General features: G+C 46.8%; 10 protein-coding genes. 5 read left to right on the top strand and 5 right to left on the bottom strand.

Translation table 11 applies throughout. From position 1 onward, the window contains the following. Positions 1 to 16: 16 nt before the first annotated feature. Positions 17 to 586 carry a pseudouridine synthase gene (locus QUA07_RS03235; protein ID WP_006631347.1) on the top strand — a complete coding sequence of 190 codons (570 nt, stop codon included), beginning with the start codon at positions 17 to 19 and terminating at the stop codon, positions 584 to 586. Positions 587 to 661: 75 nt separating this feature from the next. Here the strand turns inward: QUA07_RS03235 and QUA07_RS03230 are convergent, their stop codons facing one another. Next, positions 662 to 1,507 (bottom strand): hypothetical protein, encoded by an 846-nt coding sequence (locus QUA07_RS03230; RefSeq protein ID WP_333322649.1) that lies wholly within the window; start codon positions 1,505 to 1,507, stop codon positions 662 to 664. A 196-nt stretch (positions 1,508 to 1,703) separates the two neighbouring features. Here QUA07_RS03230 and ctpB point away from each other — a divergent pair, with 196 nt between their 5' ends. After that, positions 1,704 to 3,023, top strand: coding sequence for a carboxyl-terminal processing protease CtpB (ctpB, locus tag QUA07_RS03225; protein WP_333322647.1), 1,320 nt, complete (start codon positions 1,704 to 1,706; stop codon positions 3,021 to 3,023). A 313-nt stretch (positions 3,024 to 3,336) separates the two neighbouring features. Here ctpB and QUA07_RS03220 read toward each other — a convergent pair whose 3' ends face one another. Both QUA07_RS03220 and QUA07_RS03215 read right to left on the bottom strand, forming a co-directional pair. Then, positions 3,337 to 3,774, bottom strand: coding sequence for a VOC family protein (locus QUA07_RS03220; protein WP_006631344.1), 438 nt, complete (start codon positions 3,772 to 3,774; stop codon positions 3,337 to 3,339). 231 nt (positions 3,775 to 4,005) lie between these two features. Further along, a complete protein-coding gene (locus QUA07_RS03215; protein ID WP_333211502.1) occupies positions 4,006 to 4,515 on the bottom strand; it encodes a TIGR02652 family protein in 510 nt (169 codons plus the stop codon). A gap of 106 nt (positions 4,516 to 4,621) precedes the next feature. Here QUA07_RS03215 and QUA07_RS03210 point away from each other — a divergent pair, with 106 nt between their 5' ends. The 3 genes from QUA07_RS03210 to QUA07_RS03200 all read left to right on the top strand — a co-directional run bounded on the left by QUA07_RS03210 (position 4,622) and on the right by QUA07_RS03200 (position 9,739). Then, entirely contained in the window at positions 4,622 to 5,179 is a 558-nt protein-coding gene (locus QUA07_RS03210; RefSeq protein ID WP_333322644.1) for a gamma carbonic anhydrase family protein, read from the top strand. Between the two features lie 333 nt (positions 5,180 to 5,512). Next, complete coding sequence (locus QUA07_RS03205; protein ID WP_333322642.1) at positions 5,513 to 8,026, top strand: GH116 family glycosyl hydrolase; 2,514 nt, start codon at positions 5,513 to 5,515, stop codon at positions 8,024 to 8,026. 285 nt (positions 8,027 to 8,311) lie between these two features. Then, positions 8,312 to 9,739, top strand: coding sequence for a protein adenylyltransferase SelO family protein (locus QUA07_RS03200; protein ID WP_333322640.1), 1,428 nt, complete (start codon positions 8,312 to 8,314; stop codon positions 9,737 to 9,739). Positions 9,740 to 9,819: 80 nt separating this feature from the next. Here the strand turns inward: QUA07_RS03200 and QUA07_RS03195 are convergent, their stop codons facing one another. Both QUA07_RS03195 and QUA07_RS03190 read right to left on the bottom strand, forming a co-directional pair. Continuing rightward, positions 9,820 to 12,234: a tetratricopeptide repeat protein gene (locus QUA07_RS03195; RefSeq protein WP_333211496.1), complete on the bottom strand. Its 2,415-nt coding sequence runs from the start codon at positions 12,232 to 12,234 to the stop codon at positions 9,820 to 9,822. Further along, a complete protein-coding gene (locus QUA07_RS03190) occupies positions 12,191 to 14,389 on the bottom strand; it encodes a tetratricopeptide repeat protein (protein ID WP_333322638.1) in 2,199 nt (732 codons plus the stop codon). Before QUA07_RS03190 ends, QUA07_RS03195 begins: the two co-directional genes overlap by 44 nt. Positions 14,390 to 14,672: the final 283 nt, after the last annotated feature.

Below are 14,672 nucleotides of genomic sequence, written 5' to 3'. Positions count from 1 at the left end.
TTATTGTTTAATTGTCATGCCTTATCGCTACATTCTATTTTATAAACCCTACGATGTTTTAACTCAATTCACTGACAACTCCAGCGAAACTAAACGCAGCACTCTCAAAGACTATATTCCTATTCCTAACATTTATGCAGTAGGAAGGCTCGATCGCGATAGTGAAGGTTTGTTGTTGCTAACCGATGATGGACAAATGCAGCACCGCCTCAGTGACCCGAAATTCGCTCATCCCCGCACTTACTGGGTGCAAGTGGAACGAATTCCCGATGCAAGTGCGATCGCTGCTTTGCAGACAGGTGTCACAATTCAAGATTATCGGACTCGATCGGCAAAAGTGCAATTATTGTTAGAAGAACCACCTTTGCCGCCCCGCGAACCGCCGATTAGATTTCGCAAAAACGTGCCGACAGCTTGGCTGGAAATGACTCTCACAGAAGGCCGCAACCGCCAAGTCCGCCGGATGACCGCAGCAGTAGGGTTTCCGACGCTGCGGTTAGTCAGATGCGCGATCGGGCATTTGCGTCTCGAAGGCCTCAAACCCGGTGAATGGCGCGAACTAACTCAAGCTGATTTTAGATTTTAGATTTTAGATTTTAGATTGGGGAATTACAGTAAACAGTCAACTGTCAACAGTCAACCGTTAACAATCAATAATCAACTACTTTCGAGGGGGCAAAATAAAACTCTCCTTTCCATCCTGATCTTTTTGCACCTGAGCTCCCAACTTGACAAGAGCTTGTCTCGCCCTTTGACGCACCAACTTATCAGTTGTTTGAGCATAAACCGTGCTCCAAGCAGTAAACCGCACCGGCACGCTATCGGGATCACGGCGCAAATACTCTGCAGTGGCTCGAAACATCGGCGCCAATTTCTGCCATTCCGGGCTTCCTTCCACCCAATCAGCGGCCATTTCGTGAGAGCGAATTGACTCGGGAATATCCCCCAACAGCAGCAACTCATCAATACCTTTAGTTCGCCACACTATCCAGGATTGGGAATGAAGTTGCGGCGAAAGGGAAAGAGCGCTAGTACCCCGCTCTATAAAGTTAACAGCAGTTTCAGGCTTTCCTTGATAAAAAGAAATAGCTGTGGAAAGAAACAGGTAGATGTCAGCCCACCGCGGGTCGCGCTGCGTAACTATGTCAAAATAATCTTGGCTCATATTGTAGCCCGTCACATCTCGCGCTTCGTCGTCGCCAAAATACTGCAAAAATTTGAGAAATGTCCAATCTGCAATTAAATTGTCAAACCCAAAACTAGGGATAGTTTTGAGCATTTTCAGCCGTAGGGCTTCTTGCTGCGCTTCTTGCTGTGCGGCTTGCTTGAAACTGGCAGCAGACATTGCAGAGGGCGACTTTTGCCCCTGAACACGAACTGGGGACATTCCGCCCAACTGCCCGCTAGACTGCATGGCGACGACCCCCGCCAGCGCTGCTATACCTATAGCTCCATTAACGAGCAGGCTCAACCACTTACGCGAAAATTGTTCGATTTTAGCTTCCACGGCACTTTATAAATCCAAGTTTTAAATTAAGTTTATTGAAAGAGAGTAATAATTGGTTGGCGATCGACAATAAATCTCGTTAAACTGTCCAAAGGGATGGTGGAGCCTCCACACAATAGTTTAAGTAGTAGTGTGAGATTTTTTAGCAATATAAAATCTCAAATCAAAAATCTAAAATCGAATTGAGCCAAATTCAATGAATCAAGCCCGCAGACGCTTTTCTAAATTACAGGCAGCCCTGTTCAGTGGGGCGATGGCAACAACCGCTTCGATATCTTTACTCGTTCCCGGCCTGAGTCAATCAGTCCGCGCCGAGCTTCAAGATAGCCCCAAAGCTGTCTTAGACGAAGCTTGGCAAATTGTGAACCGAGACTATGTTGATGGCAGCTTTAACAAGACTGACTGGCAAGTGACCCGCCAAGAGCTGCTGAGCAAAAATTATACCTCTCGCGAAGCTGCCTACACCGCCCTCCGCAAAGCTCTAGAGAAATTAAACGACCCCTACACGCGCTTCATGGACCCGAAGCAGTACGAAGCGCTGACGAATCAAACCTCTGGGGAACTGACAGGGGTGGGGATGAGGCTGGAAGAAAACGAGAAAACCAAAGCGATTACCGTAGTCGAGCCGATGGAAAATTCCCCGGCCCTGAAGGCAGGGATTCAAGCGGGCGATACGATTCTGGTGATTGACGGCAAAACTACCAAAGGCATGACTGTCTCGGATGCGGCTCAGATAATTCGGGGCGAGGAAGGCACGAAAGTCACGCTGCGGATTGCTCGTGAGGGCAAAAGCGAGTTTGATATCACTCTGACTAGGGCGAGAATTGAGGTAGCAGCGGTTCGCTACAGCCTCAAGAATGAAGGCGGTAAGAATGTCGGTTACATCCGTTTGCAAGAGTTTAGCTCCCACGCGGGCGAACAAATGGAGGCGGCAATTAAAAAGCTCTCGGCTCAGAAAGCTGACGCTTTTGTTTTGGATTTGCGGGGGAATCCCGGCGGGTTGCTGCGAGTGAGCATTGATATCGCTCGGATGTGGATGGATACAGGGGCGATCGTCCGCACAGTCGATCGCGCGGGCGATTCTCAGGAAATGAAGGCAAATCGCACTGCGCTCACTGACAAGCCTTTGGTGGTGCTCGTGGACGACAACTCGGCCAGCGCCAGCGAGATTTTGGCCGGTGCTCTGAAGGATAATAAGCGCGCAACTGTGATGGGCGGCCAAACTTTTGGCAAAGCTTTGGTGCAGTCGGTGCATTCTTTGGCTGACGGTTCGGGATTGGCGGTGACGATCGCTCACTACTATACTCCTAACGGTACGGATATCAGCCACAAGGGGGTTACTCCTGATGTTAAGGTGGAAATCACCGACGAACAAAAGCTGAAATTAGCTAACAAACCGATGTTGGTTGCGACTAAGGATGATCCTTGCTACGCGCAGGCGATCGCACTTTTGAAAACTACTACTTCCTCAGCGCGTCCCGTGGCCGCTAATGAGGTTCTTGTTCCTAAAAAGTAAGTAGTTGAAACAGTAATTTATTAACAATAAGCATGAAGATGAAACCCGCTGGTGCGGGTTTTATTTTTATTGATTAGTTATTGGTAATTAAGTAAATCTCCTTAATCCAAACGAAAGATGCAGATGGCTAAAAAGTTGGCTATATGAGCATTCTTCCTGCTTCCTGTTTCCTTTTTTTTCTATTTAGTTATTGGTTAATTGATATCCGGATTAAAGCAGATTAGTCGGATTGGGATTTTTTAACCGCAGATATCAACTTCGGAACACAGATGGAGGCTGATGGGATTTCTGAAGTGTTTCAACTCAGACTTAATTAGCTATTCATCCGTCGGATAAATTCTAAGGGCAAACCGTCGGTATCGGCAATAAAAGCTACTTCGTAAACATTTTGCCCGATCGCCTGTTGAGTCGGTTCTAACAAAACTTTCAAAGGTTGAAACTGATTGGGTTGCTCTTTAACTGCTTCCTCAAACCGTTCTTTCATAGACTCCAACCAGCTAGGCAAGTCAGTTGTCGCCTCAGTTAAATCGAAAGATAAATGATAATATCCAACATAATGCTCGTCTCCGAAAGCATCCGGTGCGGGTTTTGGTTCCGGGATTTGAATTAGTTCGATGCGTCCGTTGAGACCTTCCATCCAACAGGCTAGGGTGTAACCTGTGGTAAAGCGATCGCTCACAGTAAATCCCAACTGTTCGTAAAAGGCGATCGCCCGGTGTATGTTAGCAGTGCGAATCGAGGCGTGGTGCATTAGATTTTGGCAGTTGGCAGTTGATAGTTGGCAGTTGATAATTGTCAGTTGATAGTTGTCAGTTGATAGTTGTTATTAATCGGCTTTATGATTTGTTAATCATTAGTTACTTTATTTACTTATTACTGATAATTCCAGACTCAGGAATAAATTTAGTCAGTTAATTTCCTAATGACAACGGACAACGGACAACTGCCAACTGTCAACGGACAACTGCCAACTGTCAACTGACTATTCAAACAATCGAAAATAGGGATATCTAATCGGCTGTCCCGGCTCTTTTTCCAAATCAAAATTAATCACTTCCCAACAAGGGTCGTCTTGAGGATCGGGGCTAAAATCCACAGGCAAACCGTACAGTCTCGGTCGGGGCGATTCCGCTTGGCCGCGCCAAGGCGTGCTGCGTTCCAAATAAGCGCTGATTAAGTCGCGATAGCGTTGAGCAACGATCACGCGAGTTGCTCGGTAGCCTTGAGTATAAAGTCGATCGAGCGCTTCGTGAATTTCAAACCGAATTCCGTCCGGGTGCGTGTGCTGGCGATACCATTCATTCTCCCAGCGGCGCCAGTGCCGCCCAGACTGAAGGTGAACCAGTTCCCCCGTTTTTGGATCTGCCTCAAATGCCCCGTGACGCGGACACAAATAGGTATCCGTTAGCGTTAGAGCCGGAATTGTTTGGCGACAGTGGGGACACTGAATTTCCGGGCCAAACATCGGGTATTGCAAGGCAACTTCAATCATTTATTTGCGTCCCAGCATATTTTCTCTGCAAAAGTCCCAAATACTTTTATTATATCCCGTATCAACAACCAGCTAATCTGCTAGAAGTATAACGATCGACCAACTAATGAGCAATCTCAACGAATCTCAGTCTGCACTTCCTCCCTATTGGCCAAGACCAGATCTATCCCAAGCGGCTTTTGTCGCTGAAGGTGCTGTTGTGATCGGCAGGGTAGAGGTAGCAGCGGGCGCTAGTATCTGGTACGGGGCGGTGGTGCGGGCGGATGTAGAGCGAATTGCGATCGGCTCAAGTACCAATATCCAAGATGGAGCAATTCTGCACGGCGATCCGGGGAAACCGACGGTTTTGGAAGATTTCGTTACAGTCGGACACCGAGCTGTGATTCACTCAGCTTACATTGAACGGGGCTGCCTGATCGGGATTGGGGCGATCGTCCTGGACGGAGTGAGGGTGGGAACAGGCTCGATCGTCGGTGCAGGGGCTGTTGTCACCAAGGACGTTCCCCCTCACACGCTTGTTGCGGGAGTGCCTGCCAAGCGAATGCGGGATGTCTCTGAGGAAGAAGCTGCGGAGTTGGTGGAACACGCTAAGCGTTACGAAAAGTTGGCTTTGGTACACGCGGGGAAAGGTTCTGATTTGGGATTTGGTGAGTTGAAGGAATAAAGTTTTCAGGATAGTCCTGGACGCCTAAAAACCTTCTGAACCTGGTTTTTTGCGGTTTTTGCGGGCTGTAACGAAGTATTCTGAAAAAAACCTGGTTTCCGATCGCCCGTGCGTCCAGGATTATAAGACTCACTCTTAATGAGTTTTGTTGAGGTACAATAATGACAAATTTCAGGGCAAATCTGTCATTATAAGCGTAGCGAACACTCTCATAAATGCTAAACTACAGTAAGGAAAATTAAGCAAAAAATTATTTATTTATAATTGCTTACACAGCCAAAAAACTCCTAACCTTTGAAACATTCCTATATCGATAATCTAAAATCAATTGACATGAATAACGATCGCACATCCAATCCAAACATTCCCCCACACACCTGGAAACGTCCCATCGGTCTCGGTTGGGAGAATCCCTATACAGTCCGCTACGCAAGCAATCTCGACGACGGGCCCTGGCACGGAATGCCTCTGGGCGGGTTCGGTGCCGGCTGCATCGGGCGATCGCCCCGCGGCGACTTCAACCTCTGGCACATTGACGGCGGCGAACACATTTTTCGCAGTTTGCCCGCTTGTCAGTTTAGCATTTTTGAAGAAACTCAAGGCAATAAACAAGCTTTTGCACTGTCCACTGAACCGCCTACCGATGGCAGTTTATCTAGTTGGAAATGGTATCCATCGGAAGGAAGTTCGGCAACGAATTCTGTAACGGATGTAACGGATGGAATTCTGAATGCAGACGGAAGAAGGGAAGAGAAGGAAAAATTTCAATCTTCGGGGACTTATCATGCTTTGTATCCGCGCAGTTGGTTTGTATACGAAAATGTGTTTCAGGCTCAATTAAGCTGCGAGCAATTTTCGCCAATTTTGCCGAACAATTATCAGGAAAGCAGTTACCCAGTTGCCATGTTTGAATGGGTGGCGCACAATCCTACAGATGCGCCGATAACTCTTAGCATCATGCTGACTTGGGAGAATATTGTCGGTTGGTTTACTAATGCCAATAAGTCTCCGGAAGTGATGGTGCGAGATGATGGCAGTCCATTTTATGATTATAAACCCCGGTGGGGAGAAAGTGCCGGAAATTTGAATTTGTTGGTGGAAGATTTTCACCGCATCGGTTGCGTGATGACGCGGTTGACTGCTGAGGACGAACCGCAAGAGGGGGATGGACAATGGGCGATCGCAACTATTACTAATCCGGCGGTAGAAGTATTCTATCAAACTCGCTGGAACCCGGCGGGGAACGGTGACGATATTTGGCGCAACTTTTCGGCTGAAGGTTTCTTGTTGGATGACAAAGACGAAACAGCAGCAGCAGCCGGAGAACAGTTGGCTTGTGCGATCGCAGTTCGCTTTACTATTCGACCGGGAAAAACTCGCAAAATCCCCTTTATTATAGCTTGGGACTTGCCAGTTACTGAGTTTGCATCGGGAGTTTGGTACTACCGTCGCTACACAGATTTCTTCGGCCGCAACGGCAAAAATGCTTGGCCGATTATTCGCACTGCAATGAAGCATTCTGATACTTGGCGCGAAAATATTGAAGCTTGGCAAAAACCGATTTTAGAACGGACAGATTTGTCAGATAGTTTTAAAATGGCGCTGTTTAACGAGTTATACGCCCTGACAGACGGCGGTACTCTTTGGAGTGCGGCTGACGAACGCGATCCCAAGGGCCAATTTGCGGTTTTGGAGTGCATTGATTACCGCTGGTACGAAAGTTTGGACGTGCGGCTTTACGGTTCTTTTGCTTTGTTGATGCTGTGGCCGGATTTGGAAAAGTCGGTGGTTTTAGCGTTTGCTAGGGCAATTTCTGCGGGAGATGATACGCCGAGAATTATTGGCTGGAATCAAGCTTCGGCTATTAGAAAAGCTGTCGGTGCGACGCCCCACGATTTGGGTGCTCCTAATGAACATCCTTGGGAGAAAACGAATTATACTAGCTATCAAGATTGCAATTTGTGGAAGGATTTGCCTTGCGATTTTGTGTTGCAGGTTTATCGTGACTTTTTGTTGACTGGTGGCACAGATTGTGACTTTTTGCAAGAGTGTTGGCCGGCAATAGTTGAGGCTTTGGCTTATCTGAAAACTTTTGATGAGGATGGGGACGGAATTCCTGAGAATTCGGGAGCACCGGATCAGACGTTTGATGATTGGCAAATGCGGGGAATCAGTGCGTATTGCGGGGGTTTGTGGTTGGCGACGCTGGAGGCTGCGATCGCGATCGGCGAAATCTTGGAAGATGCAGCACCGGAGATAATTCCTAACCCTCAAGCAAAAATTGCATTATATCACAGTTGGCTGCTACAAGCAAGACCGAGCTATCAAGAAAAACTGTGGAACGGTCAATATTACCGTTTGGACAGCGAGAGTAACTCGGAAGTGGTGATGGCTGACCAACTGTGCGGTCAATTTTATGCGAAACTCTTAGGATTGCCGGATATTGTGCCGCCAGAATGTGCAGTCAGCGCTTTAGAAACTGTGTACGATTCTTGCTTTTTGAAGTTCAACGATGGCGAGTTCGGTGCGGCCAATGGGGTGATGCTGAATGGTTCGCCGGAAAATCCGAATGCAACTCATCCTTTGGAAGTTTGGACGGGGATTAATTTTGGGTTGGCGGCTTTTTTGGTACAGATGGGGATGGAGGAGAAAGCATTTAAATTGACGGATGCGGTGGTGAAGCAGATTTATGAAAATGGGTTGCAGTTTCGGACGCCGGAAGCGATTACGGCGGGGGGAACTTTTCGGGCTAGTCACTATTTGCGGGCAATGGCTATTTGGGCAATTTACGGGGTGTTGACCAATTTTAAAGAGGGAATTGGTATATTAGCTGGTGAATCCGACTAAAATTCAAGCCTTAAACTCGCTTTTTAGCAAGGAAAACGGTTAATTCAACTATCAATAAAATTGACCGTAAAAACTTTTTCCCTTCGAGGAAGACATTAATTTTTCATGCTCAAACTTCAGCTTGGCTAAAATTTGAGCATGAAAAAGCCCGGAGATGGGAGGGGATCGAACTCGGCTATAAATGAGAGAGAAAAAGGGTCTGAGGCAATTGTTAACTCCAATGCAGTCCGCACCTTACCCGTATATAATTTGGAGCGATCGCCAATTTCAAGATAAAATAGAAAAATGTCAAATCCTTTGCTTTCCCTCAACTACGAACCCGCCCTCGAATCCCTCGGTGGCGACTATTTTGATGAAGTCCCTGCAGCCGATTTTCCGCAGCATATTCTCCGCTTCCGCAATGACCAATTATTGCCAACATTGGGTTTAGATCCCGCGCAAGTAACCGACCAACATTTCATCGAAGCGTTCGGCAAATTTCACTGCGTCCGTCCCTTTCTCGCACTCCGCTATCACGGCTATCAATTCAACGCATATAACCCCAATTTAGGTGACGGTAGAGGCTTCTTATACGGCCAAGTTCGCGGCACTGACGGCAGACTTTACGACTTCGGCACTAAAGGTTCTGGCCGCACTCCGTACTCGCGGGGCGGTGACGGTAGACTTACTCTCAAAGGGGGAATTCGCGAAGTTTTAGCGGCCGAAGCTTTGCACCGATTGGGAGTGCGGACATCTCGCTGTTTTAGTTTAGTTGAAACTGGAGATGCTTTGTGGCGGGGCGACGAACCATCTCCGACGCGATCGTCGGTAATGGTGCGTTTCAGTCATTCTCACATTCGGTTTGGAACTTTTGAAAGGTTGCACTATATCCGCCGCCCGGATTTAACTAAAAAACTTTTAGATTTTGTTATTGAATATTACTATCCAGAACTGCATTTAGAAGCAAGCAAGGCTGGTTTTTCGGCCCCGGAAAAATATGCGCTATTTTATGCAGATTTAGTCCAGCGAGTCGCTGAATTAGTCGCTCAGTGGATGGCAGCAGGATTTTGCCATGCCGTGCTGAATACTGATAATATGTCGATTACGGGAGAAAGTTTCGATTACGGGCCTTTCGCTTTTATTCCAACTTACAAGCCGCAATTTACCGCAGCTTATTTTGACTATTCGGGTCTTTATTGTTACGGCAATCAACCGTTGATTTGTAGGGACAATTTAGAGAAACTCCAGGAACCGCTAGCAGCGGCGATTCCTCAAGCTGATATGGATGCGGGTTTGGCAAAGTTTGGCGATTATTATAATGCAGCATATCGGCGGTTGATGCTCAATAGATTGGGATTTGAGGATTTGCCAGAAGCTGATGGAGATGAGTTGTTGAGGGTGACAATTAAAATGCTGGCGGAGTCTCAAGTTGAGTATCACGATTTCTTTTTTGAATTGCGAAGACAGTTCGATCGCACTTGGCGAGATGATGCTAGTCTAATTTTTGCTGAGGCGGAACCCGCAAACTTGATCGCACCTTGGCGACAGTTTTACTATCACGTTTTGCAAAGTTTGTCTACGGATGATATGGATCAAATGGCGGACAGGTTGCGGAAACACAATCCCGAACAGTCGCTCTTGAGACCGACAATTGAGGCTGTTTGGGAGCCCATAGCTATTGAGGATAATTGGGAACCGTTTTATGAGTTGGTGAAGAGACTTCAAAACTCTTAAACGGAATTGGGCAGGGGGCATTGTTGACTGTTAACTGTTGACTGTTGACTGTTGACTAACAACTAACAACTGACTAATAACTACTTGAGCTTTTCAATCTCAAATTGTGCATCTTTGTAACCGCCGGTAAGTCCTTGATCGAGAAACATTTTGCCGGCTTTTTCTAAATCGCTAATTGCTCCTGCTTTGTCTCCCAATGAGCGGCGAACCATGCCTCTACCGTAGTAAGCAGCAGCATAATTCGGACTGATCCGAATAGCTTGCACGTAATCTGCGATCGCACTATTGTAATTCTTTAACTCCTGATAAATCTTAGCCCGATTGGCGTAAGCTTCCGCATTGTTGGGATTGAACCCGATTGCTGCTGTAAAATCTGCGATCGCCCCCTGGGCGTCACCTCCGGCGCTGCGAGCTAAACCACGATTGTTAAAAGCATTAAAATCATTGGGATTTACTGTTAGCGCTTGAGTGCAATCGGCAATTGCTTTCGGATAATCCTTCAAATTTAAATAAGCAATGCAGCGATTGTTGTAAGGAACCCCATCCTCCTCACTCAGCGAAATTGCCTGAGTACAATCGTCAATTGCCGCTTGATGCGCTCCCAAATTCAACTGCGTGCTGCAACGATTAGCGTAAGCATCTGCACTCTTTGGATCGATCGCAATTACCTGAGAATAATCCGCCAAAGCTCCCTGATAATCTCCTAGGTGAAAGCGAGCTCTCCCCCGACTGTAAAAAGCATCAACATTCTTAGGATCAAGTTTAATGGCCTCAGTATAATCTCCAATTCCCCCCTGCAAATCGCCACTCCCAGCACGAGCTAACCCCCGCGAATGATAAGCTTTAACAAGGTTCGGCTGCAGCCGAATTACTCCGGTAAAATCCTGAATAGCGGCCTTGTAATCTTGCAGTTCTAAATAACCAACTCCTCTTTCATAATATGTATCAACATCGTTTGGCTGGAGATTCAAAGCTTGAGTGTAATCCTCAATCGCTCCCCGTGTATCGTTAAAATCGTGACGGGCTAGGCCGCGGTTAAAATAAGCCTGAACATATTTAGGATTGAGAGCGATTGCCTGAGAATAATCTGCAATTGCTTCTTCATACTTTTGTAAATCATAATTAGCATTACCGCGCTGGTAAAAACTTTCAGCATTTTTAGGATTCAATTGAATTGACTTATTAAAAGCCTGCAAAGCTGCATCCGCATCTTTATTGCGAGACTTTTCCACTCCCTGTTCGTAATATTCCTTAGCTTTAATCGGATTTGGGCGGCTCCAATAACTAAACAGAAATACCAGAACTATCGCTGCCCCGACGCCCGCCAAAATCAGCAACCAAAATCGACTTCCCAAACGTGAATAAAAACTATCAGAAGATACTAAGCTGGGAGCAATACTTTTCTTGTTAGCCGTATTCACAGGCTCTTGGCGGTGTCTCAACTTGCTGAGAGCTACCAAAACTTCCTCGGCAGATTGATAGCGTTTGCCAAATTGGTGACAGACCATTTTGTCAATTATATTGGCTAATCCCACAGAACATTGAGCTCGGTTTCGCCAAACAATTTCCCCCGTATGAGAAGGACTCGGATCTTGCAATTTGGGCAAATCCGTACCGGGTAAACCAGTGATAGCTTGGACTGCCATCATCCCGACTGCATAGAGGTCGCTGCTAAATTGCGGGTTGCCTTGAAATTGTTCGATCGGCATATAAGCCGGAGTTCCAGTAGCAATGGTGCGCGGAAACTCTGTATCGTGATCGCTGACGTGACTGGCAACTTCTTTAACCGAACCAAAGTCAATTAAAACTAATTTGCCGTCTGGTTTGCGGCGGATTAAGTTGGAGGGATTAACATCACGGTGAATCACTCCCTGAGAGTGTACGAAGGCGAGAACTTGTAACACTTCTTGCAACAGATCCAGCACTCGTTCTTCTCGCCAAGGTTGACCGGCCACAATTTCCCTATTTAGGGCGTGTCCGGGCACAAACTCTTCGACGAGGTAGAATTGATTGGCTTCTTCAAAATAAGCTAGTAAAAATGGAATTTGATCGTGTTTTCCCAGCTTTTCTAATATTTCTGCTTCTTGTTTAAATAAGCGATAAGCTGTTTTGAGAACTGTGGAAGTGTTGCTGGGAGGGCGCAGTTGTTTGACCACACATTGAGGATGGCCCGGCCGGCGAGTATCGACAGCTAAATAAGTTTGTCCAAAAGCTCCTGAACTGAGGATTTGCACTACGCGATAACGCCTGTCTAAAAGTTGACCAACCATGTTCATATCTATAATTGAGAATTGGTAACGGGGAGTTGGTAATTGGGAATTTGTAAGGGGGAGTTGGTAAGGGGGAGTTGGTAAGGGGAAGTTGGTAATTTGAGCTTCTTCCTTTTTCCTTCTTCCTTCTTCCTTCTTCCTTTTTTCTTGTTTTTTTAACATCTGAATGGAAACTAAGAGTTTATTTAGGGTCGTTGATTTGTGATTGTGCGTTTTGGAAACCATCGGCTCTTCCTTGTTCTAGAAACAAGGTTGCAGCTTTCTGAAAATCCTCGATCGCCCCAGCACGGTCTTTGAGTTGGCGGCGGACGAGGCCTCGGCTATAAAAAGCGCTAGCATTGTTGGGGTTGAGCCGCAGCGAGTGAGCGAAATCCTCAACCGCTAAAGGGTAATTTTTTAGTTCTGAGTAAATAGTACCGCGATTGCTGTAAGCTACTGCATCGCTGGGATTGAGCCGAATTGCTTGAGTAAAATCTTCTAAAGCTCCCTGCTTGTCTCCCGAAGCCGATCGAGCTAATCCTCTATTGCTGTAGGCTTTGGGATTGTTGCCGTTGAGTCCGATCGTCAAACTGCAATCTTCGCTGGCCTTTTGATATTGTTTTAAATTCAGATAAGCAATGCAGCGGTTGTTGTAAGCTGCTTCATCTTTTGGATCGAGGCGAATTCCTTCGGTGCAATCGGCAATCGCTTTGTCGTAGGTGGCCAAATTCAAGTAAGCGCTGCACCGATTGGTATAAGCATCAGCGATATCTGGTTGCAATTCGATCGCCTTAGTATAATCTTCCATCGCTCCTTGATAATCTGCCAGATTAAACCGCGATCGACCACGACTGTAGTATACGCCAGCTTGTTTGGGGCTAATTTGAAGGGCTTGAGTAAAATCTGCCATTGCTCCTGTTTTGTCGCCTGCAGCCGATCGAGCTAAACCGCGATTGCTGTAAGCTGTAGCATCGTTGGGACTGAGCCGAATTGCCTGAGTGTAGTCTTCAATTGCTGTGCGGTAGTCGCCCAAATCGTAGTAGGCTAAACCCCGCTGAGAGTATGCCTCACCGTCGCTGGGATGCAGTCGCACTACTTGGGTGAAATCTTCCACGGCCCCCCGCTTGTCCCCGATGTCGAGGCGGGCCATACCTCGATTGTAGAGAGCTTTGGTGTGGCTAGGATTGACTTTAATTGCTTGCGTGTAATCCTGTATTGCTTGCTCGGTTGCGCCCATGTCGTAGCGAGCGTTTGCCCGCTTGTAGTAAGTTTCCGCATCGCTGGCATTCAGGGCGATCGCTTGAGTATAATCGGCGATCGCGCCTGTTGTGTCACCTTGCTGCGCCTTGGTAACACCGCGGGCTAACAATTCTTTTGACCTCGCCGGACTTTGACTCTGCCAAAAGTAAATTATCAGTGCCGTGAGGATTAAAGCTGCCGCTGTTGCAGCCAACAGCAGCAGTTTGGTTTGGCTTTTTCTTCGCGGTTGACTCATAGCGTCCGTGATGATTGTGGCGGGGGGCGGCTCAACCTCAAATTTTACGGCGATTTGTTTGAGGTCTGCTAAAACTTCGGCGGCATCCTGATAGCGTTCCTCGCAGTCAGGGCGCACCATTCGATTGATAATATCTGCTAGGGCTGCCGAACAAGTTGCCCGGTTTCGCCAGGACATTTGGCTTTTGTTGTTTTTTAAGGCACTCAGTTCGTTGGGTGAGAGTCCCGTCACGGCAAGCTGGGCGATCGTACCTAGAGCGTAGATGTCGCTATTGTAACGGGGGTTGCCGCTCAATTGCTCGATCGGCACGTATAACTCCTGGGCCGCCAAATCCTGTTTTTTTGCCACAGGCCGTTTAACAGAGTTCGGGGAAGTTTGCGACAACAAGTGACAGTTAGCAAGTTCCGGGTTAATTTCTTTGTCTAAGCTAAAGTCTACCAATACAAATTTGCCGTCTGACTCGCGCCGGATCGCTATGTCTGGTTGAATTCTGCGGTGAATAAAACCCTTCTCGTGTATGAACACCAAAATTTCTAATATTTCTGATAGCAGACCAATTACTTGATCTTCATCCCAAGGTTGACCGGGTATTAGTTCTTGACTTAAAGGTGAACCAGCAATAAATTCTTCAATTAAGTATAAACTTTGATTTTCCTCAAAATATGCCAATAATTCGGGAATTTTGTCGTGTTTCCCCAATTTTTCAATTATTTCTGCGTTTCGTTGAAATATAACTTTGACTAATTCTGGAGTTTGCGAACTTGTGCCGGGTAGCCGCATTTCTCTAACCGTGCATTGCGGATACCCGGGACGGTGAGTATCTGCTGCTAGATAAGTTTTTCCCACCTCACTTGAGTCTGTGACTTTAATGATGCGGTAACGTCTGTCTAGAAGTTGACCAATCATGCTTTGCCCTCTACCCTGTCTATCGATTTTAGATTTTAGATTAAAGAATTGAAGCATTGACCCCACAGATAAATTCGGGGGGCAAGTTTCATCGGATACAGGTTTTTTATTTCTCCACGGATGAATCCGGGGGCTTGTATCCTGGATGCTTTCGGTCAATTTTCCATTATCGCATGAAATCAGAATAGCCAAAATATGTGGCTGAGTAATTTAAGTTCGATCGAGCCGTGACTCCTACCCAAAAACGGATAGTTGCTTTCCCACAGGAGTCGTTAGCATCCCA

Origin of the sequence: Microcoleus sp. T3_A4 (assembly GCF_036700465.1) — a bacterium.
Classification (GTDB): Bacteria; Cyanobacteriota; Cyanobacteriia; order Cyanobacteriales; family Microcoleaceae; genus Microcoleus.
This window is presented reverse-complemented; position numbering and strand designations above follow the sequence as displayed.

Bases quoted from the DNA above. Each gene is read 5' to 3' on its own strand.
- QUA07_RS03235 (WP_006631347.1), top strand. From the start codon at position 17: ATGCCTTATCGCTACATTCTATTTTATAAACCCTACGATGTTTTAACT.
- ctpB (WP_333322647.1), top strand. From the start codon at position 1,704: ATGAATCAAGCCCGCAGACGCTTTTCTAAATTACAGGCAGCCCTGTTC.
- QUA07_RS03220 (WP_006631344.1), bottom strand. From the start codon at position 3,774: ATGCACCACGCCTCGATTCGCACTGCTAACATACACCGGGCGATCGCC.
- QUA07_RS03215 (WP_333211502.1), bottom strand. From the start codon at position 4,515: ATGATTGAAGTTGCCTTGCAATACCCGATGTTTGGCCCGGAAATTCAG.
- QUA07_RS03210 (WP_333322644.1), top strand. From the start codon at position 4,622: ATGAGCAATCTCAACGAATCTCAGTCTGCACTTCCTCCCTATTGGCCA.
- QUA07_RS03205 (WP_333322642.1), top strand. From the start codon at position 5,513: ATGAATAACGATCGCACATCCAATCCAAACATTCCCCCACACACCTGG.
- QUA07_RS03200 (WP_333322640.1), top strand. From the start codon at position 8,312: ATGTCAAATCCTTTGCTTTCCCTCAACTACGAACCCGCCCTCGAATCC.
- QUA07_RS03195 (WP_333211496.1), bottom strand. From the start codon at position 12,234: ATGGTTTCCAAAACGCACAATCACAAATCAACGACCCTAAATAAACTC.
- QUA07_RS03190 (WP_333322638.1), bottom strand. From the start codon at position 14,389: ATGATTGGTCAACTTCTAGACAGACGTTACCGCATCATTAAAGTCACA.